The organism is Rhodococcus sp. NPDC056506 (assembly GCF_042794945.1).
Taxonomy (GTDB): domain Bacteria; phylum Actinomycetota; class Actinomycetes; order Mycobacteriales; family Mycobacteriaceae; genus Rhodococcus_F.
The window spans coordinates 1-22,734 of the sequence record NZ_JBHTSW010000043.1 but is presented as its reverse complement, the minus strand read 5'-3'; the positions used below and the strand labels follow the sequence as shown (position 1 = coordinate 22,734).

23 protein-coding genes are annotated in these 22,734 nt (G+C 62.7%); 8 read left to right on the top strand and 15 right to left on the bottom strand.

Going from position 1 to position 22,734, the window contains the following annotated elements; genetic code table 11:
- Positions 1–20 precede the first annotated feature (20 nt).
- Both ACFQ6H_RS24935 and ACFQ6H_RS24930 read right to left on the bottom strand, forming a co-directional pair.
- Positions 21–1,190: a DUF4185 domain-containing protein gene (locus ACFQ6H_RS24935; protein ID WP_378649241.1), complete on the bottom strand. Its 1,170-nt coding sequence runs from the start codon at positions 1,188–1,190 to the stop codon at positions 21–23.
- 120 nt (positions 1,191–1,310) lie between these two features.
- Positions 1,311–2,015, bottom strand: a complete 705-nt coding sequence (locus tag ACFQ6H_RS24930) for a type 1 glutamine amidotransferase (protein ID WP_378649239.1) — start codon at positions 2,013–2,015, stop codon at positions 1,311–1,313.
- 132 nt (positions 2,016–2,147) lie between these two features.
- Between ACFQ6H_RS24930 and ACFQ6H_RS24925 the strand changes: the two genes are divergently transcribed.
- The 6 genes from ACFQ6H_RS24925 to ACFQ6H_RS24900 all read left to right on the top strand — a co-directional run bounded on the left by ACFQ6H_RS24925 (position 2,148) and on the right by ACFQ6H_RS24900 (position 7,488).
- Complete coding sequence (locus ACFQ6H_RS24925) at positions 2,148–2,651, top strand: PASTA domain-containing protein (RefSeq protein ID WP_378649237.1); 504 nt, start codon at positions 2,148–2,150, stop codon at positions 2,649–2,651.
- 174 nt (positions 2,652–2,825) lie between these two features.
- Positions 2,826–3,557, top strand: a complete 732-nt coding sequence (locus tag ACFQ6H_RS24920) for an aspartate/glutamate racemase family protein (protein WP_378649235.1) — start codon at positions 2,826–2,828, stop codon at positions 3,555–3,557.
- 36 nt (positions 3,558–3,593) lie between these two features.
- Positions 3,594–4,277 (top strand): GntR family transcriptional regulator, encoded by a 684-nt coding sequence (locus ACFQ6H_RS24915; RefSeq protein ID WP_378530899.1) that lies wholly within the window; start codon positions 3,594–3,596, stop codon positions 4,275–4,277.
- A 61-nt stretch (positions 4,278–4,338) separates the two neighbouring features.
- Positions 4,339–4,713 (top strand): ArsR/SmtB family transcription factor, encoded by a 375-nt coding sequence (locus ACFQ6H_RS24910; RefSeq protein ID WP_378649233.1) that lies wholly within the window; start codon positions 4,339–4,341, stop codon positions 4,711–4,713.
- Positions 4,713–5,309, top strand: coding sequence for an SRPBCC domain-containing protein (locus ACFQ6H_RS24905; protein WP_378649210.1), 597 nt, complete (start codon positions 4,713–4,715; stop codon positions 5,307–5,309). Before ACFQ6H_RS24910 ends, ACFQ6H_RS24905 begins: the two co-directional genes overlap by 1 nt.
- Before the next feature lie 133 nt (positions 5,310–5,442).
- Positions 5,443–7,488 carry a YhgE/Pip family protein gene (locus ACFQ6H_RS24900; RefSeq protein WP_378649208.1) on the top strand — a complete coding sequence of 682 codons (2,046 nt, stop codon included), beginning with the start codon at positions 5,443–5,445 and terminating at the stop codon, positions 7,486–7,488.
- 34 nt (positions 7,489–7,522) lie between these two features.
- Here ACFQ6H_RS24900 and ACFQ6H_RS24895 read toward each other — a convergent pair whose 3' ends face one another.
- The 12 genes from ACFQ6H_RS24895 to ACFQ6H_RS24840 all read right to left on the bottom strand — a co-directional run bounded on the left by ACFQ6H_RS24895 (position 7,523) and on the right by ACFQ6H_RS24840 (position 19,737).
- Positions 7,523–8,722, bottom strand: coding sequence for a DUF4185 domain-containing protein (locus ACFQ6H_RS24895; RefSeq protein ID WP_378649206.1), 1,200 nt, complete (start codon positions 8,720–8,722; stop codon positions 7,523–7,525).
- 172 nt (positions 8,723–8,894) lie between these two features.
- Positions 8,895–9,680 (bottom strand): RhlG family 3-oxoacyl-ACP reductase, encoded by a 786-nt coding sequence (locus ACFQ6H_RS24890; protein WP_378649204.1) that lies wholly within the window; start codon positions 9,678–9,680, stop codon positions 8,895–8,897.
- Positions 9,677–10,876 (bottom strand): acetyl-CoA C-acyltransferase, encoded by a 1,200-nt coding sequence (locus ACFQ6H_RS24885; RefSeq protein WP_378649202.1) that lies wholly within the window; start codon positions 10,874–10,876, stop codon positions 9,677–9,679. The genes ACFQ6H_RS24890 and ACFQ6H_RS24885 overlap by 4 nt, the downstream gene beginning before the upstream one ends.
- An 80-nt stretch (positions 10,877–10,956) precedes the next feature.
- A complete protein-coding gene (locus ACFQ6H_RS24880) occupies positions 10,957–11,940 on the bottom strand; it encodes an NADPH:quinone oxidoreductase family protein (RefSeq protein ID WP_003943088.1) in 984 nt (327 codons plus the stop codon).
- 31 nt (positions 11,941–11,971) lie between these two features.
- The gene (locus ACFQ6H_RS24875) at positions 11,972–13,069 is read right to left on the bottom strand and encodes an acyl-CoA dehydrogenase family protein (RefSeq protein WP_378649200.1); all 1,098 of its coding nucleotides are present in this window, start codon (positions 13,067–13,069) and stop codon (positions 11,972–11,974) included.
- Positions 13,066–14,259, bottom strand: coding sequence for an acyl-CoA dehydrogenase family protein (locus tag ACFQ6H_RS24870; protein WP_378530882.1), 1,194 nt, complete (start codon positions 14,257–14,259; stop codon positions 13,066–13,068). Before ACFQ6H_RS24870 ends, ACFQ6H_RS24875 begins: the two co-directional genes overlap by 4 nt.
- A gap of 34 nt (positions 14,260–14,293) precedes the next feature.
- On the bottom strand, positions 14,294–15,052 hold the full coding sequence (fabG, locus tag ACFQ6H_RS24865; protein ID WP_378530880.1) for a 3-oxoacyl-ACP reductase FabG: 759 nt from the start codon (positions 15,050–15,052) through the stop codon (positions 14,294–14,296).
- Positions 15,053–15,097: 45 nt separating this feature from the next.
- Positions 15,098–16,132, bottom strand: coding sequence for a phosphotransferase family protein (locus ACFQ6H_RS24860; protein WP_378541992.1), 1,035 nt, complete (start codon positions 16,130–16,132; stop codon positions 15,098–15,100).
- On the bottom strand, positions 16,125–16,907 hold the full coding sequence (locus ACFQ6H_RS24855) for an SDR family oxidoreductase (protein ID WP_007730827.1): 783 nt from the start codon (positions 16,905–16,907) through the stop codon (positions 16,125–16,127). The genes ACFQ6H_RS24860 and ACFQ6H_RS24855 overlap by 8 nt, the downstream gene beginning before the upstream one ends.
- Position 16,908: 1 nt before the next feature.
- On the bottom strand, positions 16,909–18,129 hold the full coding sequence (locus ACFQ6H_RS24850; RefSeq protein ID WP_019745701.1) for an acyl-CoA dehydrogenase family protein: 1,221 nt from the start codon (positions 18,127–18,129) through the stop codon (positions 16,909–16,911).
- A complete protein-coding gene (locus ACFQ6H_RS24845) occupies positions 18,116–18,919 on the bottom strand; it encodes an enoyl-CoA hydratase-related protein (RefSeq protein WP_378649198.1) in 804 nt (267 codons plus the stop codon). The genes ACFQ6H_RS24850 and ACFQ6H_RS24845 overlap by 14 nt, the downstream gene beginning before the upstream one ends.
- Entirely contained in the window at positions 18,916–19,737 is an 822-nt protein-coding gene (locus ACFQ6H_RS24840) for an SDR family oxidoreductase (RefSeq protein ID WP_378649196.1), read from the bottom strand. Before ACFQ6H_RS24840 ends, ACFQ6H_RS24845 begins: the two co-directional genes overlap by 4 nt.
- Before the next feature lie 158 nt (positions 19,738–19,895).
- Between ACFQ6H_RS24840 and ACFQ6H_RS24835 the strand changes: the two genes are divergently transcribed.
- Complete coding sequence (locus ACFQ6H_RS24835) at positions 19,896–20,372, top strand: MaoC family dehydratase (protein WP_378649194.1); 477 nt, start codon at positions 19,896–19,898, stop codon at positions 20,370–20,372.
- Positions 20,373–20,446: 74 nt separating this feature from the next.
- Here ACFQ6H_RS24835 and ACFQ6H_RS24830 read toward each other — a convergent pair whose 3' ends face one another.
- Positions 20,447–21,154 carry a TetR/AcrR family transcriptional regulator gene (locus tag ACFQ6H_RS24830; RefSeq protein ID WP_378649192.1) on the bottom strand — a complete coding sequence of 236 codons (708 nt, stop codon included), beginning with the start codon at positions 21,152–21,154 and terminating at the stop codon, positions 20,447–20,449.
- Positions 21,155–21,297: 143 nt separating this feature from the next.
- On the opposite strand from ACFQ6H_RS24830, the gene ACFQ6H_RS24825 reads away from it, so the two are divergent.
- Positions 21,298–22,734 (top strand): AMP-binding protein (locus tag ACFQ6H_RS24825; protein ID WP_378649190.1); only part of this gene is annotated, 1,437 nt, incomplete at its 3' end.

Below are 22,734 nucleotides of genomic sequence, written 5' to 3'. Positions count from 1 at the left end.
TTCAACGATAACCATCCGGTTCACTGGTTCAGCGTGGTCTTCATGAGCATCACGTTGTAGTCGGACCAGGTGGTGGCGAGAAAGTAGAGGTCCTGCCCCTGCGACCAGGGGTGCATGTACGCGCCGTATAGTCCCGGAACCGCGTCGGTGCCGATCACGACGTCCGGTGCGCTCCACGGTCCGGTCAGGTCCGACGCAGTCCGCAGCACCAGTGCGCCCCACTCGTTGGAGTACATCGCGACGAACTTGCCGAGATAGTTGTTGTACTGGACCGACAGTTCGCTGACATCCCCGTCGAGAACTACCGCCGCGGCAGCGGGATTGTTGGGGACCCACGCCTTTCCGTCCCAGTATTCGTACGCCGCGACGTCCGCGATGGAGGCTTCCTTCACCCGCGAGAGTCGTCCCTCGCCGAAACGTCCGGCTGGGGTACCGAAGTTGTAGACGTAACCACCGTCTTTGACAAAGGAGCCCATCTGGAAGTTGTCGTTACCCGTCAACGGCAGATTCGGCCGGGACGAGGCCGGTTCGATCTGCCAGGTCTCACCGTTGTCGTGCGAGGACGCGATCTGCGAGAAGTTGGTGACCCACTCGCCCGACCCTCCCCACGAACGAATCGACATGTAGTTGACGTACTGAACGCCGCCAACCGAGATACCCGTCGTCGGAATGCTGCTGGTTTCGACGCCGGTGACTTTCAGACTTCCGATGATCTCCCGCGAATGATTCGGCCGGTCGGTCGGTGAGGAATCGATGTTCATGCCGTCGGACAGATTTCCGTCCGAGCTACGGAACAGGACGTTACTGCGCCAGTCGCCGACCACCCCGGAGCACAGAGGATCGGATCCGATGCCGACGGTGTCACCGAAAGCTGTCAGGACCTGACCTGCACCGTTGTCCCACATGATGCCGAGATCCGTACCGAGGACGTTGAACCGCTCGACGGTTTGGTTGGGGCTGAGCGCTCCCGTGATGTACTCGACCGCCGAGGTGCGCCCCTGCAGTTCCGGAAGTTTCCCGTCCGTTCCATTGAGCCAGGGAATCGGATTGGTCGGCCCGCCTGTTTGATCCAAGCTGCCGGTGACGTTGCAATCCCACGGGGATGCATGCGCTTGGGTTGCCCCCAAGACCGCGGTCGACGCGAGTACACACGTCACTGCTGCTGTCGATATCTTCCGCATCCGGCGCATCGCTCCCCTTTCGCGGGGGGAGATCCGGACTCTACGAGGTGTGTTGCTCGACCGGATCGGTTCATCCACCCACGAGAACACAAGGTAACAGGTAAATCGGTCAATCTAGACAAAACGGGCCTATTTGGTGGAGATGGATTTCAACCATTTCTCCATCACGGCTGCGGCAATCTCGAGCCCCTGCGACTCGGCAGCACCCAACTGCTCCATAAAGATGCGCGGACCGTCCGCTCCCAACGAAGCATGCAGCGAATCGCCGTACTCGGCCAGTTCCATCCATTCGCGCGCCACCGCGGAGGACGCTTCGAGGTGAAACTGAACGGCGTAACTCTGCTTGTATCGGAAGAGTTGATTCGGATACTTGGCTGAACCAGCGAGCCGTACCGCACCGTCCGGAATGTCGAAGGTATCCGAATGCCATTGCATCGCAGGGAATGTGGAAGGCAGGCCTCCCCACACCGGATCTTCGTGCCCCTCGGCAGTCAAGGTGATGTCCTCAACTCCGACTTCGGGTACCGCTCCCGTGTAGACGCGAGCACCCAGCGCCGCGGCGAGCAACTGCGAACCCAAACACACTCCCCACACCGGGACGTCGTTCTCGACCAGATCGCGAATGTATTCGATCTCGGATGCCAACCACTCGACCTCGGCCTGATCGCCGACGCCCATCGGCCCACCCATCACGATCACGGCGTCGAACCGTCGATGCGCCGGAAGCGGGTCGGTGCCCAGAAGCACGGTCTCCACGTCTCCGTAGCTCTCCAGGACAGGCGAATACGCCGCTGGGGGTTCGCACTGCGCGTGTCGTAGTTCCAGAAAATGCATGTAGGCAATTCCTCTCGAATCCGGTGCCGAAAGCCTATGGTTCTATTCGACATAAGGCACATCGGCGGCGTGTGATGTGCTCTGCGCTCGAATCTCCCCCTTTCCTCAACCATTTACCGACAAGGAACGTCTGTGCGCGCACCACACCTCTTTTCGACATCGATTCGCCCGTCCCCAGTTGCCGTTCGCATCGCACTCAGCGCATTCGCCTTGGCGTCACTTGCCGCATGCTCGGGAACAAGCACCGACAGCAAGGCTGAATCAACATCCATCGCGACCACCACCGCGACCTCGACAACTCAACCCACGACGACTCAGGCACCATCGACCACCTCGGCGGCCGTTACGACGAATTCTCCACTGGTCACGACCCCAGTCGCCGCGGAAGTGACGCCCGCTGCAGCTCCCGCGATCATGCCCAACGTCGTGTGCATGAATCTTCAAGATGCGCAGGACACCATTCAGTCGGCCGGAGTCTTCTTCTCGAGAAGCGCTGACGCAACTGGCGCGGGTCGACGCCAGCTGGTCGATTCCAACTGGATTGTCGTCGATCAGACCCCCTCTGCCGGAAGTCCTTTCGGGGAAATCGAAGCCGTGCTCTCGGCCGTGAAAATCGGCGAACCGAACCCCTGCTGATCGACTGAGTTCTCGAACTTCGCAATTCCGGGAACACTGCGCCCTACTTGACAACTACCTCCAACCTCCTTCACTGTAGTCAACATTACTAGTATCCAATATATTGGATGCGAAAGGTTGGTTTGCAACATGAAGGTGCAACGAAGACGGCAGAGCGCCCACTCTCCGGCGGCCATGAGCGAACCCGTCATCGGCATCCTCGGAGGCATGGGGCCCGCCGCTACTGCCGACTTCTACTCCAAACTCGTTGCCTTGACGCCAGGTTCGACGGATCAGGAGCACCCCAAAGTTGTCATCTGGGCCGATCCCACCGTTCCCGACCGGACATTGGCACTCACCGAGAACGGCCCGGACCCCACCCCCTGGCTGATCCGCGGTGCACACGTCCTCCGAGAGTCGGGCGCAACGACGCTCGCCATCCCGTGCAATACCGCCCACGCCTTCCTGCCCGGCATCTCGTCCCAACTGGGACTTCCCGTGGTCCACATGATCGACGAAGTTGCGCGGCACATCCGGACACTCTCACCGGCCGTGACGTCCGTCGGACTCTTGGCCACCACAGGAACGGTCCGCACCGGGTTGTATCAACAGTGGCTGTCCGAATACTCGATCGACGTCCTGCTACCCGAACCAGCGATCCAGGATGAATTGGTCATGCCGGCGATCCGAGCCATCAAGAGCGGCAACGTCGGACTCGAGACCACCGACAAACTCGTCAGGGCCGCCGATCTTCTCGCCGAATCGGGCGCGCAGGTAGTCGTGGCCGGATGTACCGAGATTCCACTCGGACTCCCTGCCGGTGCCACAACCTGTCAGATCATCGATCCGGCAACAATTCTCGCCCGCGCTCTGCTCCTGCGCGTTGCGGAGGCTCGGAAAGACGCATCAACGGCGCACTCGGGCTGACCAGCGGCGGGCGGCCTGCAGAGTACGATATCCAGTATGTTGCGTGACGGTAAACCGGTTGAGCGAACACGAATGAGCGACATCGCTCTCGAACGCATTCGCGAAGCGATCGTCACCGGTGAACTGGCCCCGGGATCGAAGATCAAGGACAGCGAGCTCGCCGAGTATCTGGGCCTGAGCAGAACTCCGGTCCGCGAAGCACTGGCAAGGCTTGTCGACACCGGACTCGTGGAAGCGAAACCCGGTGCGTATACACGCATCACAAGCCTCGACCGCGGCGACGTCGAAGCAACACTCGCAGTCATCGAAGCTCTCGACCAACTGGCCGTCGTCACCGCAGTACCGAACCTCACCGACGAGATGATCGGGGCAATGCGTTCCGCCAACAAGGACTTCGCTGCCGCCGTCAAGCGAAACGACATAGGCCGAGCCCTGACCGCTGACGATCGCCTACACAGCGTCATCATCGATGCTGCGGCAAATCCGCTGTTGAAGAAGCTGATCCACCAAGTTCACCCACAAATTCACCGCATCTACTACCGCAAGTTCTCGAGCCTTCTCGGCAGCCAGGACTCCGTCGACCATCACAACAAGCTGATCGACCTGTGCGCAGACCACGACGCCGAGGCGGCAGCGACACTGTCGGCCGAACATCGACGCCACCTCGGCGGACTGATCGGTGAACTCTTCGACGCCGACGAGTTCACTCTCGCGGACTGACCGACGCTCCAAAGTAAGTTCGGCGCTTGCCTATATTGGCCATTACCGATATAAATGACTGATGCATGCGTTCGACGTTCTCGGAGACCCCGTTCGGCGGCGAATCCTGGAACTCCTGTCCAACGGAGAACGCTCGGCGGGTCAGATCGCAGAAGCCGTGGCAGCGGAGTTCGGGATCTCCCAACCGACCGCGTCCGGACACTTGCGAGTGCTCCGTGAAAACGGCTTCGCCACCGTACGCAGCGAAGGCACCAGGCGTCTCTATGCCGTCGAGCCCGCGCCACTGCAAGAAGTGGACCACTGGCTCGACGGATTCCGGCAGTACTGGAGCGGACCTCTCGACGCATTGGCCACAGAACTCGCACGCGGGAAACGACGCGGTTCCGGACGGAGCAAATCTTCACAATCGAATTCTTCCGAAGAAGGGGACTCATAATGACCGAGATCGCGAGCCAGGACACCAGCCTCACCGCGGTAGAGCGGAGCATGGGCAACCGCGAGATAGCCGAAGGTTCGGCTCGAACAGCCGTACTCAAGCGCCGATACAACGCGTCGGTCGACGACGTCTGGGACGCCATCACAACCCCTGACCGCATCAACCGCTTCTTCCTCCCGGTGAGCGGAGACTTCCAGGTGGGCGGCTCTTACGCTTTCGAAGGCCAGGCGAGTGGCCAGATCCTGGCCTGCGACGCTCCGCACCTACTGCGACTGCAATGGACTCCGCCCGGCGATCGCGGATACAGCGATCAGGTCGAGATCCGATTGACGGCAGACGGACCCGACGCCACCTGGCTCGAGTTGGAGCACGCCTCCGTCGCCGATGTGTTCCGCAACGACCCGGACACCGGCTGCTACGGCGTCGGAACCGGATGGGAAGGCCCGCTTCACTACCTGGGCGAATACCTGCGCGGCACTCTTCCTGATGCGCCGAGCACCGAGTGGTACACCTTCGACGAAGCAGAGGAGCTTCGTCTGGCCAACTTCCGCGGGTGGGAGTGGGCAAAGATCGAGGAAGAGCACGGCGGCCGGTAACGCCCAATTCTTCGAAAACGGTCACAGGATGGCCGTTTGCTTTGTATCGTGACCGAGCTGGACGTATGTCCAGCAGTTTTGGTGGCTTTCTTTCGTGCCACAACTGCTTCGGTCCACGAGAAGAGAGCTCCACATGGTGCCACAACCCGTAGTCGACAACCCGACCACGACGCGACGCACACACATCATCCGGACAGTTCTCGCTGTCCTCGTGATCGCACCACTGTCGATTGCGGCGTTCTACATGTGGGCACTGTGGGATCCGGGCGACACGGTCAACCGCTTGCCCGTCGCCATCGTCAACGCGGATGCGGGCACAGAACTCGACGGCACCAGTCTCCAAGCCGGAGACGAGGTTGTTGCCGCGCTCGTCAAGAGCGGTGACGTTGCTTGGAAGGTCGTCTCCGAGCAGGAAGCCGCCGACGGCGTCAACGACGGCACCTACTACTTCTCCGTGGTCATTCCGAAGACTTTCAGCGCGGATGTGGCCAGTGCCGCATCGGGTTCGGGCCGCAAGGCCGAGCTCGACGTCTTGTACAACGACTACAACAGTCTGGTCGCCGGCCCGGTCGGTGAAAGCATCATCGCTCAGGTGCGCTCGGCGGTCTCCGAGTCGATCGGTGAGCAGTCCATCGACCAGGTGCTGGTCGGGTTGGGTGAACTCGGAACAGGATTCGGCGAAGCCGCCGCAGGCGCGCAACAGCTTTCCGACGGGTCCTCCGAAGCGCTTGCCGGAACCAACGAGCTGTACGCCGGAAGCAAGGAACTCGCCACCGGTATGGGTGAAGCAAATCAGGGCGGCAAGGAGTTGGCCGCCGGAGCCGGCGAGCTGGCTGCTGGAGCGAACGAAGCTGCTGCAGGCTCGGGCGAGCTGAGCGCCGGCCTGAACCAGTTGGTCGGGGGAACAGACGAACTCGGCGCAGGAGCTCGTCAGATCAGCGAAGTGGTCGACATGGTCACCACCCCGGTACTCGATCTTGCCGGGTCCTCCGACGCCGTCGTCGGTCAGATCGACGCCCTCACGTCGATGCTTCGGAACTCGACCGATCCGGTCTCCGCCGGACTCGTCGAAGCGCTCGGCGGACTGCGAGCCTCCCTGACCGCGCAACCGTCGGACGACGACGTGATCGGCCAGCTCGGTCAGCTTCGCGACGGTGCGCGGGAAATCTCGCGGCAACTCACTGATCCGAGCAGTGACTACCGCGGTGGCCTGCTCGCAGCGGCGGCAGGCGCAGGTGAACTCAACACCGGCCTGGGCCAACTGTCCGACGGCGCAGGCCAACTCGCTACCGGCGCGCAGGAACTCTCCACAGGCCTCGGCCAGCTGGACACCGGAAGTATTGCGCTCCGCGACGGTCTCGGTCAGCTCGCGGCCGGCGTCGGCGAGCTCGACGCGGGTAGCGCGGAACTGGCCACCGGTTTGTCCGACGGTGCCGCCCAGGTACCGCAATTCACGGACGACGAGCGCGCCACCACGGCCAATCTGCTCTCTTCTCCCGTTGCCGTCGACGCGCGAAACAACTATCCCGCAGCCGGATTCGGACCGGGAGCGGTCCCAGCCGTGATTTCGGTGGCATTGTTCCTGTGCGGAATTCTCACCTGGTTCGTCGTCCGCCCCCGACGCGGACGTTCGCTGAACTCGCATACGAGCGTGGTGCGTGAGGGGCTGCGCCGCTACCGCATTCCCGCCCTCGTCACCTTGGTCGCGGCACTCGTGTTGTCGGTGGTGTCATTGACCGTGGCAAACGTCGAACCACCGAGTGTCCTGGCGATGATCGCAGTGATGATCCTGGTGGGCGCCGCCGCAGTCAGCTCCGGCAGGCTCTTCACCGTTGTGTTCGGAGCCGTCAACGGAACCTTCATCGCACTGGGCGCCCTGATGATTCAGATCTTCGCCTTCGGCGCGGTATACCCCATCGAACAGATGCCGACGGTCCTGCAGTGGCTGCACGCTCTGATGCCACTGACGTGGGCGCGCAACGCCATGCGCATGGTCCTTGTCGGATACTACGGCCCGAAATTCTGGCTGGCAGTACTCGCTCTGGCCGCCTTGGTGATCGGAGCCGTGCTGTTCACCATCTGGTGGCGCCGCCGACAAGAACCGCCCACCGACGCCGACGCCGACGACGACGCGCCAATCACCGAGGAGATCGTGTACCTCCAGCCGACGAAATCGTGAGACGGCGCAAATGTGAGTCGGCGCAAACGCTAGATCAGCGTACTAGCGTCGTACGCATCAACATGACGTTGTAGTCGGCCCACGTGGTGGCAAGGAAGTACAGATCCGAGCCGCTGGACCACGGGTGGATGTATGCGGCGTAGATACCGGGAACCTCGACCAGATTGACCAATGTTTCCGGTGCCGTCCACGGACCGACCGGACTGGGAGCGGTTCGCATCACGATCGAACTGAACGCGTCGGCGTACATCGCGACGAACTTGCCGAGAAACTCGTTGTACTGAACGGAGACCTCACCGATGCGGCCGTCCATGACGGGTACGGCCGCAGCGGGATCGGCGCGGACCCAGCCGCTTCCGTTCCAGTACTCGTAGGCGGAAAGATCGAGTATCGCCCCCTCGGAGACGCGAGAAAGCCGAACCTCACCGGATCGTCCCGCGGGCGTTCCGTAGTTGTAGACGAACCCGCCGTCCTTCACCATCGAGCTCATCTGAAAGTTCTCACTACCGGCAACAGGACCGACACCGGCGGGAAGAACACCACCGATGTTGGGGCGCAGCGTTTCCGGACGCGTGGTCCAGGTTTCGCCGTTGTCGGACGACGTGGCCATCTGTGAGTAATTGGTGCTCCACTGCCCGGCTTCGCCCCAGTTTCGCACCGACATGTAGCTCAGATACTGCACACCGTTCACGGCGATGCCGCTGGTGGGGATACTGGAAGCCTCGACGCCCGGAATCTTCAGACCGGAGATTATCTCGCGAGCCTGACCGGTGCCGTCCATCGGCGCACTGTCGATGCGCATCCCGTCAGCCAGTACCCGGTCCGAACTGCGGAAAAGCACATTGCTTCGCCACTCGCCCACCAAACCGTCACAGGCGGGGTTGCGGCTGAGCCCGGTGGTGTCACCGAAAGCGGTCAGAATCTGACCGGCACCGTTGTCCCACATGATGCCGAGGTCGGTGCCCAGGACATTGAAGCGATCGACCGTCTTGTTGGGACTGTATGTCCCGGTGACCTTTTCGATCGCTGCAGTACGCCCGGACAGGCCGGGCAACCCTCCGGTGTTCCCGTTGAGCCACGGCGCCGCATTGGCCGGCCCTCCGGTACTACCGACACCACTCACGCCGACGCATCCCGGCACCGCAGCGGCCGGCGATGCCACCGCCGTGACGGCAGCAACTGCAAGCGCAGCGACCACCCCGAACACCCCCGACGATCTCGCCGCGCGAAACATGACTCCCCCAAGGCCGGGATTGTTGGTGTTGTCGTCGTCGTTCCCCCCGAACCTCGGACAATCTAGCAACTGCAGTCACAGATAAACCAATCGGACAAAACGCGAAAAGGCCTGAAAGTCATAGCAGTTCAGACTTTCAGGCCTTTTCGGACAGCGGAGATCAGTCAGTGGGTCAGCGCGTTCCGCTCGCGCCGCCGTCGAGTGGGATCACCGTCCCGGTCACATAAGCCCCGGCACGCGAAGACAGGAAGATAGCAAGACCTGCGGCATCCTGAGGAGTTCCGACCCGGCCCAACGGGACCGAGTCCGCCACAGCCTTTGCGCTCTTCTCGTCTTCGAGAAGGAAGGCCATCATCTTCGACGGGAACGGACCCGGCGCAATCGCGTTGACCGTGATCTGCTCCCCCGCAAGCGTTGCCGCCAACTTGCGCGTCAACATGTGCACCGCAGCCTTGCTGGCTCCGTACGAGAAGTTCTCCGAACCCGAAACCACGAGCCCGTCGATCGATCCGATATTGATCACACGCGCGGGATCTTCCGCAGTGGCCGCAGAACGCAACTGTGGCAACAGCTTCTGAGTCAAGAGGAAGATCGCCTTGACGTTGATGTCGAAGATCTTGTCGAAGCCGGCAGCCGGAAAATCGTCGACGGGAGCGCCCCACGTGGCACCGGCGTTGTTGACCAGTACGTCGAGCGTCGGCGAAATCTCCGCGACCTTCGCAGCGAGGCTCTCGATCCCCTCGTCGGTGGACAGATCGGCCGGGTGCGAGATGCAGGTGCCGAACTCGGAAAGCTCCCGCGCGGCGTCGTCACATGCTTGCGCCTTACGGGACGAAATGACTACCGTCGCTCCGCCTTCGACAAATCCGCGAGCGATCATGTATCCGATACCGCGTGATCCACCGGTGACCACGACAGTCTTCCCACTGACGTCGAACAGTCCTTCGATCAAGCTCATGCGACCTCGAAAAGCCCGGCAGCACCCATGCCGCCGCCGATGCACATGGTCACGACCACGAGCTTGGCTCCGCGCCGTTTGCCTTCCAGGAGTGCGTGGCCGACGAGACGAGCACCTGTCATTCCGTACGGATGGCCCACGGAGATACCGCCGCCGTCGACGTTGTACTTCTCGGGATCGATGCCGAGCTTGTCGCGGCAGTACAGAGCTTGAGAAGCAAACGCCTCGTTCAGTTCCCAGAGATCGATGTCGTCGACCTTCAGCCCGTGGAGGTCGAGCAGACGCGGAATCGCGAATACCGGGCCAATTCCCATCTCGTCCGGAGCGCAACCCGCGACAGCCATGCCGCGGTAGATGCCGAGAGGAGCCAGGCCGCGATGTTCTGCCTCACCGGCCTCCATCAGCACCGATGCGGACGCGCCATCTGACAGCTGAGACGAGTTGCCCGCAGTGATGGAGGAATGAGCACTGACGGTCCCGTCGGCCAGCACCGGGCGCAGGCTCGCGAGGCCCTCCAACGTGGTGGACGCGCGGTTACCTTCGTCGCGAGTCAGCGTGACCGACTCGGTGCCGATCTCACCGGTTTCCTTGTTCTGCACCTGCTTGATCGAGGTCAGTGGCACGATCTCGAGATCGAAGCGGCCGGCTTCCTGAGCTGCTGCGGTCCGCTGCTGCGAGACGAGCGCGAACTCGTCCTGCTGCTCGCGGGTGACGCCGTAGCGTTCAGCGACGATCTCGGCAGTGTGCAGCATCGGCATGTAGATCGACGGCTTGTTTTCCTTCAGCCACGGATCGGCCGCGCGGAAGTTGTTCATGTGATCGTTCTGGACCAACGAGATCGATTCGACGCCCCCGCCGACCGCGATCTGCATTCCGTCGTCCACGATCTGCTTGGCTGCGGTTGCGATCGCCATGAGCCCGGATGAGCACTGACGGTCGATCGTCATTCCGGAAACAGAGTCCGGAAGCCCGGCCCGCAGTACAGCTTGCCGCGCGACGTTGCCGCCGGAGGATCCCTGCTGCAACGCGGCGCCGAGGATGACGTCCTCGACCTCGCCACCCTCGAGGCCAGCGCGCTGCACTGCATTCGAAATGGCATGTGCAGCAAGCGCTTGAGCCTGAGTGTTGTTGAACGCGCCGCGGTAAGCCTTACCGATCGGGGTACGGGCGGTGGAAACGATGACAGCTTGCCTCATCGGGGAAACCTTTCGTCGAACACGAAGTGCTGTGCGCCTTTATTAACCGCGGGAGGTTAATAAAGGCGCACAGCAAAGAGTCAGGGCTGGAACACGACGCGACCAACAGTGGTGCCGTCGCCGAGGCGACCGATACCGTCGGCAACGTCCGTCAACGACAACCGCTCGCTGATCAGTGGTTTGACCAAGCCGGCGTCGGCGAGCCTGGTGAGCTCGACGTGGCAATCGTCGATGGCCTGCTGGTTGTAGGCCTTGTACAGCCCCCAGTGCAGACCGATGATCGAATAGTTCTTGATGAGAGCATGATTGAGTGCCGGCTGCGGGATCGTGCCACCGGCGAAGCCGATGATGACGATCCGTCCCTCGAAGGCGATGCACTTGGTGGACTTCGCGTAGGCATCGCCGCCGACCGGATCGAAGACCACGTCGGCGCCCTTTCCGCCGGTGAACTCCTTGACCGCTGCCACGAAGTCCTCGCTGTGACGGTCGACGACGAGGTCAGCACCTAGCTTGCGTGCGTACTCCGCCTTGTCCGGGCCGCCGACAACACCGATCACCTTGGCGCCTGCCGCCTTGCCGAGTTGCACTGCGGCACTACCCACACCACCCGCTGCGGCGTGCACCAACAAGGTTTCGCCCTCGAGCAGTTGAGTACGGCGATGCAGAGCGAACCACGCTGTCTGATAGCCGATACTCAGCGCGGAGGCTTCCGCGTCGTCGAGAGCCGACGGCGCCGGGAACGTGTTGTTCTGATCCAGTACCGAGTACTCGGCGAATCCGCCGGACGGCAGACTCGGGTTACCGATCACACGGTCACCCACTGCGAACTTGGTCACCGATTCACCGACCGAGACCACTTCACCGCACAGTTCGACGCCGGGGGTGAAGGGCAGCGGCGGCTTGATCTGGTACTCACCCCGGCACATGAGGACGTCGGGGAAGTTGGCCGGAGCCGCCAGCACCTTGACCAACATCTCCGTCGCATTCGGAGTGGGATCCGCGGTCTCCTCCAACGCGAGCACATCGCGGGGTTGACCGAGTTCGTTGACGCGCCAAGCCTTCACAGCAATTCTCCAGACAGATAGTGGGTGAGTTTCAGGACGAGATCGGGAGGTCGACCAACTCGGCGAGACGCGCCCGATGCTGATACGCGGTTCCCAGCGACAACTGATCGCTCTTCGCCCGTTTGAGGTACAGGTGCGCCGGATACTCCCACGTCATCCCGATTCCACCGTGGAGTTGGACGCATTCCTCGGCAGCATGAACCGCGACGCCGCTGCAGAATGCCTGGGCCACCGTCGCTGCGATCGCCGCATCTTCGTCGCCGCGTGCATAGGTGTCCGCCGCATATCGTGCTGCCGCTCCCGAAGAGCTGACTTCGAGCCAGAGATCGGCGAGGCGGTGCTTGATCGCCTGGTACGAACCGATCGCCCGGCCGAACTGCTTGCGCTCCTTCACATACGCGAGCGTTGTTTCGAGGCACCACTGAGCCACGGCGAACTGTTCGGACGCCAGAAGTGCGCTTCCGCAGAGCAATGCTTCCTCAATCGCCTGAGCCGCATTGCCGCTGTCGGCCCGCACCGACGGCGCCCCCGCGAACTCGACGTCCGCCAATCGGCGCGTCATGTCCAGGGACAGAACCGGCGTGACGGTGGCGTCGGCGATCCGAACGGTGTGCAGTTCCACACCGCTGTCACCGGCAACCGGAACCACAAGAACATCGGACTCGGCGACGCCGGCGACCGTCGTGACGCTGCCGACGAGTCCATCCGCCGTTGCCTTGACAGTGGGGGTGAAAGTTCCTGGTGCAGTGGACAATGGGACGACCAGAGCAGCTGTCGAATCCCCCGCGGCCAATTGACCGAGCACCTCGGTCTCGCCGGCTTTCAACAACGCCGTCGTCGCCAGCACAGCGCTGGTGAAGAACGGAACGGGGGCGACCGCACGCCCGATCTCCTCCATCACGACTGCCGCCTCACGCGTGGACGCACCTGCCCCGCCCAACTCCTCGGGTACCAGCAGTCCCGCCAAACCGAGTTCGGACGCCAGTGACTTCCACAGTCCGGTGAAGTCGGCGGACACGTCGTCGTAGGCCGTGACCACGGTGTCGGCGCCAGCCCGCTCGCTCAGCAGTCGTCTGACGCTGGCACGCAGATCTTGTTCGGTCTCGGAGTACAGCAGATCGGCGCTCATCGGGGTAGGTCCTTCCAGGCGATGTCCTTGTCGACGCGATGCTCGGGCGGCAACCCGAGTACGCGTTCTGCGATGACGTTGCGCAGGATCTCCGACGTTCCGCCCTCGATCGAATTGCCCTTGGCTCGTAGGTATCGGTATCCGGGTTCACGCCCGGTGAAGTCGACGGAATCCGGTCGACGCAGCGTCCAGTCGTCGTAACGCAGACCGGCTTCGCCGTGCAACTCGAGGTCGAAACCCGAAATCTGCTGGGCCAAACCGGCAAACGCGAGCTTCATTCCCGAGCCTTCGGGGCCGGGCTGTCCGGCAGCGAGCTGCTGGCGAAGTCGCTCACCGGTCAGGCGCGCGACCTCCGATTCGGTCCAGAGCCGCATCAACTCGTCGTGCATCGCCGGGTTACGCAGTTCGGGCTCGCCGCGCCAGGCCTGCGCGACCTTTCCGATCATGCCGCCCTCACGCGGTGCGCCCGAACCGATGGCAACACGCTCGTTGTTCAGGGTGGTGGTCGCAACCTTCCACCCCTGACCTTCGGCTCCGAGGCGATTGGCGTCCGGAATCCTGACGTCCGTGAGGAATACCTCGTTGAATTCGGCCTCGCCGGTGATCTGGCGCAGCGGACGGACGTCGACGCCCGGGTCGGTCATGTCGCAGATGAAGTAGCTCAGACCCGCATGCTTGGAGCGCGACGGATCAGTCCTGGCCACCAGAATCGCCAGCTGCGCGTTCTGCGCACCCGACGTCCATACCTTCTGTCCGTTGACTATCCAGTCGTCGCCGTCGCGGACAGCGCGGGTAGCGACGGCCGCAAGGTCCGAACCTGCGCCGGGTTCACTGAACAGCTGGCAGTAGACCGTCTCCGCAGTCCACAACGGGCGCAGGAACTTCTGTTTCTGCTCCTCGGTACCGAAGGCAGCGATGGTCGGTGCCGCCATGCCCAGGCCGATCCCGTTCTTGCCGGTGGCCGGGCCGGGTGCACCGGCGGCCTCCAGCTGGGCGTTCACCTGACGCTGAAAGCTCTGCGGTACACCGAGTCCCCCATGACCTTCGGGGAAGTGAACCCACGCCAGCCCGGCGTCGAATCGTGCGCCGAGAAAATCCGATACCGACACACTGCTCGGATCGTTCTCCGCGAGAAGCGCGTTCACCTTGTCGGTGAGGTCACGCGATACTGCCTCTTCGTCGAAAGCCATGCCCATTCCTTCGGTTCGAGCGGTGAGCGGACGGTCAGTCCTTGGGTCCACCGGCAACGTAGACGACCTGACCGGAAACAAAGCCTGCCCCTTCGCTGACGAAGAACGACGCGGTGTGCGCGATGTCCTCGGGCTGTCCGACGCGGTTGACCGGAATCTGCGAAGCGGCAGCGGTCTTGAAGTCCTCGAAGCCGACTCCCATGCGTTCGGCCGTTGCGGCGGTCATCTCGGTTTCGATGAATCCGGGGGCAATGGCGTTCGCGGTGACGCCGAACTTGCCCAGTTCGAAGGCCAATGTCTTGGTGAAGCCCTGCATTCCGGCCTTCGCAGCGGAGTAGTTGACCTGTCCACGATTACCGAGAGCCGACGTGCTCGAGAGGTTCACGATGCGGCCGAACTTCGCTTCCACCATGTACTTCTGCACCGCACGCGACATGAGGAACGCTCCGCGCAGGTGGACGTTCATCACCGAATCCCACTCGGCAACGCTCATCTTGAACAGAAGGTTGTCGCGAGTGATGCCGGCGTTGTTGATCAGTACGGTGGGTGCACCCAGTTCTGCTGCAACACGATCCACCGCTGCGGCGACCGAAGCCTCGTCGGAGACGTCAGCGCCGACGGCCAGCGCCTGGCCGCCTGCAGCCTTGATTGCGTCGACGGTTCCGGCACACGCCTCTTCGTCGAGGTCGAGCACGGCGACGGCAAAGCCGTCTTCCGACAGTCGCTTCGCCACTGCCGCGCCGATTCCGCGTGCTGCACCCGTGACAATTGCGGTTCTACGTTCCTGGCTCACTGGCCCTCCATACTTTCGTGATTCGACGGACACCGGACGATCTCGTCAGATCCCGGCCTGATCTGCAATTTCCCTGGCTTTGGCGACCAAGGCGTCAATACGTTCCACGGTGGGAGTTCCGCTCTCGGCGGCATTCTGCGGTTCGTCGCGGGCACGACGCATCACGCCTTCGGCGATCACCGCAATCTTCCACAGTCCCAGGGTGTGCCAGAACTTCAGCGCAGCTGGATCCCGTCCGGTGGCCTCGAGATAGATCCGGGAGATCTCCTCTCGCGAGGGGAATCCGGGGAGTGCCGACGCCGGGAAGTCGCCGCCCGTGTTCTCCCCCGCTGCCGGCCAGTACGCCAACAAGCTTCCGACATCCGCCAATGGATCACCGAGAGTGCAGAGTTCCCAGTCGAGAGCCGCGACAACTTCGCCGTTCTGAGCGGAGGTGATCACATTGCGCAAGTGAAAGTCGCCGTGCACCAACGTGGTTTCGGTATGAGCCGGCTGAGCTGAAATCAAACGTCGCGTGAGATCGTCCAGATCGGGGCATTCCCGCGTCTTCGACTGTTCCCACTGCCCACCCCAACGCTTCAGCTGCCGTGCAGCGTAGGGCTTGTGGCTTGCCAAGTCGTCGAGGCCCGCCTGCTTCAGATCCACGGCGTGAATCTTCGCCAACGTCTGAGCCAGCGAGATGCCGATTGCCCGACGACGATCTTCCGACAACGCCTCCGCGAGAGGCATCCGGTCGACCACTTCGCCGTCCACGAATTCCATGAGTAGCAGGGGAACTTCGGTGACTGCCGGATCCTCGGTCAACCCGAATACTCGCGGTGAAGGTACGTCGGTGGATTCGAGAGCGCTCAGGATTCGAGCTTCGCGCGCCACGTCGTGTGCCGAGGCCAGAAGGTGGCCGAGCGGTGGGCGTCGTAGAACCCAGCGATTGCCGTCCTGATCGCGAACCAGGTACGTGAGGTTGGACTGCCCCAAGCCGATTCGATCGAAGGACAGCGGCCCGCTGAAGTCGATCCCCAGGCCTGCGATCCACCCCGTGACCGCTTCGGTGTCGAGTCCCACTACTCCGACGCTAGCCACCTACCGACGCTCCTTGCCGGAACGGGAGTGCGTCACCCAACAACTGTCCACCGTCGATGGTCATGATCTCGCCGGTGATCCACTGGGCTGCATCCGAAACCAGGAAGGCAATGGCAGCGGCCACGTCCTCGGGTTCACCGATGCGCCCGAGAGCAGTCGACGCGGACACCGCTTCTTCGTGTTCTTTCCACAGAGCTTCGGCGAGTTTGGTTCTCACCACTCCCGGCGCAACGGCGTTGACACGAATCTTCGGCGACAACTCGAGTGCCAACTGCTTGGTGATGTGGATCAGAGCAGCCTTCGACGCGTTGTACGTACCGATTCCCGCCTCGAACGCCATGCCGCCGATCGAGGCGGTGTTGACCACGGAACCACCGTGCTCGCCCATCCAGGCCCGCGCTGCCAGGCCGGTCCACAGGACTGGAGCCCACACGTTGACGTCGAAGGTCTTGGCGAAGCGCGAGTGATCCTGGTTGATGATCGGCCCGAACGACGGGTTGGTGCCCGCGTTGTTCACCAAGATGTCGAGGCTGCCGAAACGCTCGATCGTCTGCTCGACGCACTTGCGGGCAGCATCCTCGTCCGTCGCGTGAGCGCCGACGCCGATCGCGTTGCCGTTCACCTGTGCGGCAGCCGCATCTGCGGATTCCTGTGAGCGCGAAGTCAGTACGACGTTTCCGCCCGCCGCCGCAATCGCCTGCGCGGTCGCGAGGCCGATGCCCCGCGATGCGCCTGTGACGATTGCCGTCTTACCGGTGAGATCCAGTCCTGCCATGTCAGTTCGCCTTGACTTCGCGGTACTTGCGCAGTTCCTGCTTGGCGATGGCGCGCTTGTGCACCTCGTCCGGGCCGTCAGCCAGGCGAAGGGTGCGCATGTGGGCGTAAGCCATCGCGAGCGGGAAGTCGTCCGTGACACCGCCGCCGCCGTGAACCTGGATTGCGCGGTCGATGATCTTGAGCGCGATGTTCGGCGCCGCGACCTTGATGGCCGCAATCTCGGTGCGCGCTTCCTTGTTGCCCACCGTGTCCATCATGTGAGCGGCCTTGAGCGTGAGGAGTCGAACCATCTCGATGTCGATACGAGCCTCGGCGATCCAGTCCTGGATATTCGCGTTGTCACTGACGGGCTTTCCGAAGGTGATGCGGGTCGATGCGCGCTTGCACATCAGTTCCAGTGCGCGCTCGGCCATTCCGATTGCACGCATGCAGTGGTGGATGCGGCCGGGGCCGAGGCGGGCCTGGCTGATCGCGAATCCTTCACCCTCACCGGCGAGAATGTCCTTGGCCGGGACGCGCACGTCCTCGAAAGTGATCTCGCCGTGTCCTTCGCGGTCCTGGTAGCCGAAAACCGGCAGGTTGCGCAGGATCGTGACGCCGGGAGCATCGATCGGCACGACCATCATCGACTGCTGACGGTGGGTGGCGGCATTGAAGTCGGTCTTGCCCATGACGATCAGAACCTTGCAGTTCTGATGCAAGGCGTTGGAAGCGAACCACTTACGGCCGTTCAGTACGTACTCGTCGCCGTCGCGGTCCATGCGGAGCTGGATGTTGGTGGCGTCGGAGCTGGCAACCTCGGGCTCGGTCATCGCGAAAGCGGAGCGGATTTCGCCTTCGAGAAGCGGCTTGAGGTACTTCTCCTTGTGCTCGTCGGTGCCGAAGAGCGTGAGCACCTCCATGTTTCCCGTGTCCGGAGCGGCGCAGTTGGTGGCTTCGGAGGCCAGGTGGCTGCGGCCCATGATCTCTGCGAGCGGTGCGTATTCCAGGTTCGTCAGGCCGGGGCCCCATTCGGGATGGGGATGGAAGAGGTTCCACAGCCCGCGGGCCTTGGCTTCCTTCTTCAAGTCGTCGATGATCGGCGGCTGAAAGTGCGGGTTACCGGACTCACGCATCTGCTCTTCGTAGACCGCTTCGGCCGGGTAAACGTGCTTGTCCATGAAATCGAGCAGTTCGGCCTGGTACTTCTTGGTGCGATCCGAGAACTCAAACACTGACATGTGAACTCCTGACAGAGAGGGAAGGAAAATTGGGGGCTCGATGTTCGAGATGGCTGTTGACGCCCTCGACGACGTCCGGGCCGTGAAATGCGTTGAGCATCAGTGATTCCGCACGCCTGGCGGAATCGGTGAAGGTCGAGTGCGCGTCGACACTCATCTGAGACTTGATGACGGAGAGTGACGTCGGTGAGCAGTTGGCCGCGATATCCTCGGCGTAGGAAACCGCTGCGTCCAGGACGTCACCACTGGCGACGAGGTGGTCGATCAATCCGATGCGGTACGCCTCGTGAGCATCCACCATCCGGCTGGAGAGCAGAAGATCGACAGCGCGGCTGTGACCGACCAAGCGGGGCAACATCCACGAGATGCCATACTCCGCAATCAGTCCCCGGCGCGCGAATGCGGTGGTGAATCGTGTTGCACTCGAGCCGAAACGAACGTCGCAGTACAGGGCTTCAACCATACCGAGGCCGGCAGCCACGCCGTTGACGGCAGCGATCAGCGGCTTACGGATGGTGGTCGGAAAATCGCGGTCTCGCGGTCGGACCAGATCACTTTCGGAGACTTCGCCGACGTTCTTCAGATTGCCGAGGTCGGCCCCCGAGCAGAATCCGCGGCCGGAGCCGGTGACGACAATTGCTCGGACACCGGGATCTTCGTCTGCTGCGGCCAACAGTCCGTAGTACTGGTCTTCGAGTTCGTTGGTCCACGCGTTGAGGACACGGGGCCGATTGAATGTCAGGATCAGCACCGCTCCTCTCTGCTCGGAGAGGACAAGTTCCTCGGTCATCGCGTTCCCGCGAGCAGCGAAGCCTGGTACCGGCGCATCCCGCGCAGCCAACGGTCGTAGTCGGCGCCCTTCTGCCGGTACATGTCCAGCACGTTCTTGTGCGGAAGGATGAGGAATTCCTCGGCATCTACTGCAGCCAGGACGATTTCGGCGCACTCAGCAGGCTCGAGAACATTGCCTGCCGCCAGCACAGCTCCGGTTGCAGCCTTTCCGACCGGATCTCCGGAGTTCTCGCCCTCGTAGAGAAGCTTGGTATTGACGCCCATCGGACACAGGCAACTGACACGAACGCCCTGATCTCCGTAGGTGATCGAGAGCCACTCGGCAAAGGCGACCGCAGCATGCTTGGTCACCGAGTACGCGGCGGATCCGACCTGACTGAGCAAGCCGGCTGCAGAGGCCGTGCTGATGAAGTAGCCCTCTCCGCGCTCGGTCCACCCTGGGACAAGGAGCCTGGCAGCGCGAATGTGGGCGCGGACGTTGACGTCGATCGTCGTGTCCCAGACGTCCTCGCTGATGTCGAGACCCATGCCTCCGGTGACGCCGGCATTGGCAAAGTAGAGGTCGACCGGGCCGAATTCCTTTTCCGCCTGCGCGATCAGGCCCGCAATGACCGTCTCGTCGGAGACGTCGCCACCAGCAGACACGGCTGCTCCGGGATGCTCCGCGTTGATCGCCTCTGCTACTGCCGAAGCAGCTGCCGCGTCGAGGTCAGCCACTACGACGCGAGCACCCTCGGCAGCCAGTCGCTCGGCCAGTGCACCGCCGATTCCCCCGCCGCCACCGGTGACAATTGCTACCTTCTGGGCAACCTTCATGAGCGATTCCTCTCGCTTGCGTCATACCTACGCGCTGACAGTGATCCACGTCTCCCCTCATGTATAGTTGAATCCGGCGTCAGTTTCAACCGTCGAATCGCGACGGCTACCCGAACGGCCCGTTCCGTCCTCCTGAACTGCGAGTAAAGGGATCAACGATGACTGAAAATCAATTGCCCGTCCGCCCGTCCACCTTCGCCGAGCTCGAGAAGCTCATCGGCCAGGAGCTGGGCCCGACGGAGTGGTACGACATCACCCAGGAGCGCATCAACGCGTTCGCCGAAGCCACGAACGATCATCAGTGGATCCACGTCGACCCGGAACGCGCCGCATCGAGCCCGCTCGGCAGCACCATCGCGCACGGACTCTTCAGTCTCTCGCTCGGCCCACAGTTCTCCTACCAACTCATCCACTTCGACGGCTTCGCCCACAGCCTCAATTACGGCTACGACAAGGTGCGCTTCCCCGCCCCGGTCCCGGTGGGATCGCGGATCCGCATGCGCGCAACCGTCGTGTCCGCGGAGCAGTTGCCCGGCGGAATCCAGGTGAAGATGAGCCAGGTGGTCGAGCGCGAAGGTTCCGACAAGCCCGTCGTCGTCGCAGAATCCGTCGCCCGCGTCGTCGAAAAGAGCTGAACCGAAAGAGCTGAACCGAGACCCGGTACGCCCCGGCCGCTCGAACATCGATGCGGCCGGGACGACCTGTCATGTCAGGATCGGCCAGGGAACTTGAGTGCGTTCGCCCACAGGTCGGTCACCGTGGCGACAATCTGATCGAACTCCGGCGAACGCCCGTCCACCTCACCCTCACGGAGAGTGAACAGACTGTAGGCGAGCCGACTCACCATGCCGGACAGAGCAATTGACGACGTCATCGGATCCAGCGTCGTGTCCGCGATGCCGCGGGACTGCAGATCGGCGATTCCGCGGGCGTTACGGCGAATGAACGCATTGGCGCGCTCGCTGCGGAACTTCCGGAACTCCGGGTCGATGTGGGCAACCTGCTCCATGAGACCCATCAATTTTGCATTGCGTTGATACGCGGCCAGATACGCCCGATTGCTCGCCTCGAGCACGGCGTAGGGATCGTCTGCGCCGGCAACTCGCCCCATGCCCGGGTGCATCATGTCGTCTCGCGCGACCTCGAGGACGGCGGCGAACACCTCTTCCTTGTTCGCGAAGTACGTGTAAAACGATCCCGTCGCACAACCGGCTTCTTTGGCGATATCGATGAGGCGGGCGTCGAGATAGCCACTGCGCTCGAAAACCGTACGGGCAGCGGCCACTAATGCTGCGCGTGTGCGAGTTCCCCGCTCGGTAGTGGGGCGATCTCGGAGCAGCGCGGGCGGAGCCACCGGTAAGGCGGCAATTCGCGATTCGTCGTCGAGCACAGTGCGCTCCTCATCTTTCCGAGTCATCGTTCGGGGCCGGCATCATTTCCGGGACAACCCCACATTTTCGGGACAATCCCACCAGACTCGATGTTGACGCCGGATTCAAGTGTACGCTCTGGTGAGACCCAGGACACACAATCGGTCGATTCCTCCCGAAAGGCAGAACCATGGTTAGCGTTCTCGACCCGGTGACCCGTCACGCGGAAGCCACTCCGGACAATATTGCGATTCGCGGCACGGACAATCACTGGACTTACCGACAGCTCCACGACGCGTCTGTGGCGTTCGCCGGCCGCATTCGCGACGAAGGGTTGAGCGTCGGCGACCGGGTTCTGCTTGCGGCGCCGTCGGTGCCGGAATTCATCGTGGCGTACATGGGGATTCAGGCCGCAGGTTGTGTCGTGGTACCGATCAACACGATGTCGGCGCAACCCGAAGTCGAGTACGTTCTGGACGACGCGGAGATTTCCCTGGCCATCGCCTGGCATCAGCTCGGCCCCGCAGTCCAGGACGCAGGAAGTGCGCGCGGCGTCCCGGTGTGGACGCTCACCGAAGAATCGGCGAAGGCCGACCATGCACCGGCAACCGTGGTCGACCGCGACGCAGCAGACACCACGGCCATTCTCTACACCTCCGGCACCACCGGACGCCCGAAGGGTGCTCAGCTGACGGTCGGGAATTTGTTGTCCGCCGGTGAGATCGGCGCCGAGAGCAGCCGCGGAAACCCCGCGGACCGCACCGGAACCGGACTGCCACTCTTCCACATCTTCGGCCAGGGTTCGGTCATGATGGCAACCTTCACCGGCGGCGGATCACTGTCCCTGCTCGCCCGGTTCGATCCCGCCGCCATGCTCGATCTGGTGCGTCGAGACAAGCTCACCATCATGGCCGGCGTCCCCACCATGTGGAATGCCATGCTGCACGCCGCCGCGGACGTGGACAGCTCCGACTTCGAACAACTGCGGATCGCGATCTCCGGCGGCGCATCACTTCCCGGTGAAGTGGCACGCGCCTTCGAAGCACGTTTCAACTGCACGATCCTCGAGGGCTACGGCCTGACCGAGACGAGCGCGTTCGGAACTTTCAACAGTATCGACCGCGTTGCAAAGATCGGTTACACCGGCCGCGCCGTTCCGCGCACCGAGGTCGAGGTCCGTGATCACGACGGAAATGTCTGCGAGGCAGGCACAGTGGGCGAGGTGTTCATCAAGGGACCGACGGTCATGAAGGGATACTGGAAGCGTCCCGACGACACTGCCGCCGTTCTGTCCGCCGACGGATGGTTCCGCACCGGAGACCTCGGTGAGACCGATACCGACGGTGACCTTCGCATCGTCGACCGCGTCAAGGACCTCATCATCCGTGGTGGATACAACGTCTATCCGGGCGAGGTCGAAGAGGTGCTCTACCAGCATCCCGACATCATCGAAGCCGCGGTGATCGGCATCCCTGACGACTACTACGGCGAGGAGGTTGCGGCAGTGGTGGCCGTGCGCCCAGGCTCCGACCTCGAAGCCGATTCCGTCACCTCGTGGGCTCGGGAACGTCTGTCCGCCTACAAGATTCCCAGGGTCGTCCAGTTCATCGACGCACTCCCCAAGGGT

What these genes read in the sequence shown, in the direction of transcription:
- ACFQ6H_RS24875 (WP_378649200.1), bottom strand. Translation starts at nt 13,069, where the DNA reads ATGAGCGCCGATCTGCTGTACTCCGAGACCGAACAAGATCTGCGTGCC.
- ACFQ6H_RS24930 (WP_378649239.1), bottom strand. Translation starts at nt 2,015, where the DNA reads ATGCATTTTCTGGAACTACGACACGCGCAGTGCGAACCCCCAGCGGCG.
- ACFQ6H_RS24905 (WP_378649210.1), top strand. Translation starts at nt 4,713, where the DNA reads ATGACCGAGATCGCGAGCCAGGACACCAGCCTCACCGCGGTAGAGCGG.
- ACFQ6H_RS24850 (WP_019745701.1), bottom strand. Translation starts at nt 18,129, where the DNA reads ATGTCAGTGTTTGAGTTCTCGGATCGCACCAAGAAGTACCAGGCCGAA.
- ACFQ6H_RS24885 (WP_378649202.1), bottom strand. Translation starts at nt 10,876, where the DNA reads ATGAGGCAAGCTGTCATCGTTTCCACCGCCCGTACCCCGATCGGTAAG.
- ACFQ6H_RS24830 (WP_378649192.1), bottom strand. Translation starts at nt 21,154, where the DNA reads ATGACTCGGAAAGATGAGGAGCGCACTGTGCTCGACGACGAATCGCGA.
- ACFQ6H_RS24870 (WP_378530882.1), bottom strand. Translation starts at nt 14,259, where the DNA reads ATGGCTTTCGACGAAGAGGCAGTATCGCGTGACCTCACCGACAAGGTG.
- ACFQ6H_RS24895 (WP_378649206.1), bottom strand. Translation starts at nt 8,722, where the DNA reads ATGTTTCGCGCGGCGAGATCGTCGGGGGTGTTCGGGGTGGTCGCTGCG.
- ACFQ6H_RS24890 (WP_378649204.1), bottom strand. Translation starts at nt 9,680, where the DNA reads ATGAGCTTGATCGAAGGACTGTTCGACGTCAGTGGGAAGACTGTCGTG.
- ACFQ6H_RS24845 (WP_378649198.1), bottom strand. Translation starts at nt 18,919, where the DNA reads ATGACCGAGGAACTTGTCCTCTCCGAGCAGAGAGGAGCGGTGCTGATC.
- ACFQ6H_RS24910 (WP_378649233.1), top strand. Translation starts at nt 4,339, where the DNA reads ATGCATGCGTTCGACGTTCTCGGAGACCCCGTTCGGCGGCGAATCCTG.
- ACFQ6H_RS24920 (WP_378649235.1), top strand. Translation starts at nt 2,826, where the DNA reads ATGAGCGAACCCGTCATCGGCATCCTCGGAGGCATGGGGCCCGCCGCT.
- ACFQ6H_RS24915 (WP_378530899.1), top strand. Translation starts at nt 3,594, where the DNA reads ATGTTGCGTGACGGTAAACCGGTTGAGCGAACACGAATGAGCGACATC.
- ACFQ6H_RS24900 (WP_378649208.1), top strand. Translation starts at nt 5,443, where the DNA reads ATGGTGCCACAACCCGTAGTCGACAACCCGACCACGACGCGACGCACA.
- ACFQ6H_RS24835 (WP_378649194.1), top strand. Translation starts at nt 19,896, where the DNA reads ATGACTGAAAATCAATTGCCCGTCCGCCCGTCCACCTTCGCCGAGCTC.
- ACFQ6H_RS24840 (WP_378649196.1), bottom strand. Translation starts at nt 19,737, where the DNA reads ATGAAGGTTGCCCAGAAGGTAGCAATTGTCACCGGTGGCGGCGGGGGA.
- ACFQ6H_RS24935 (WP_378649241.1), bottom strand. Translation starts at nt 1,190, where the DNA reads ATGCGCCGGATGCGGAAGATATCGACAGCAGCAGTGACGTGTGTACTC.
- ACFQ6H_RS24855 (WP_007730827.1), bottom strand. Translation starts at nt 16,907, where the DNA reads ATGGCAGGACTGGATCTCACCGGTAAGACGGCAATCGTCACAGGCGCA.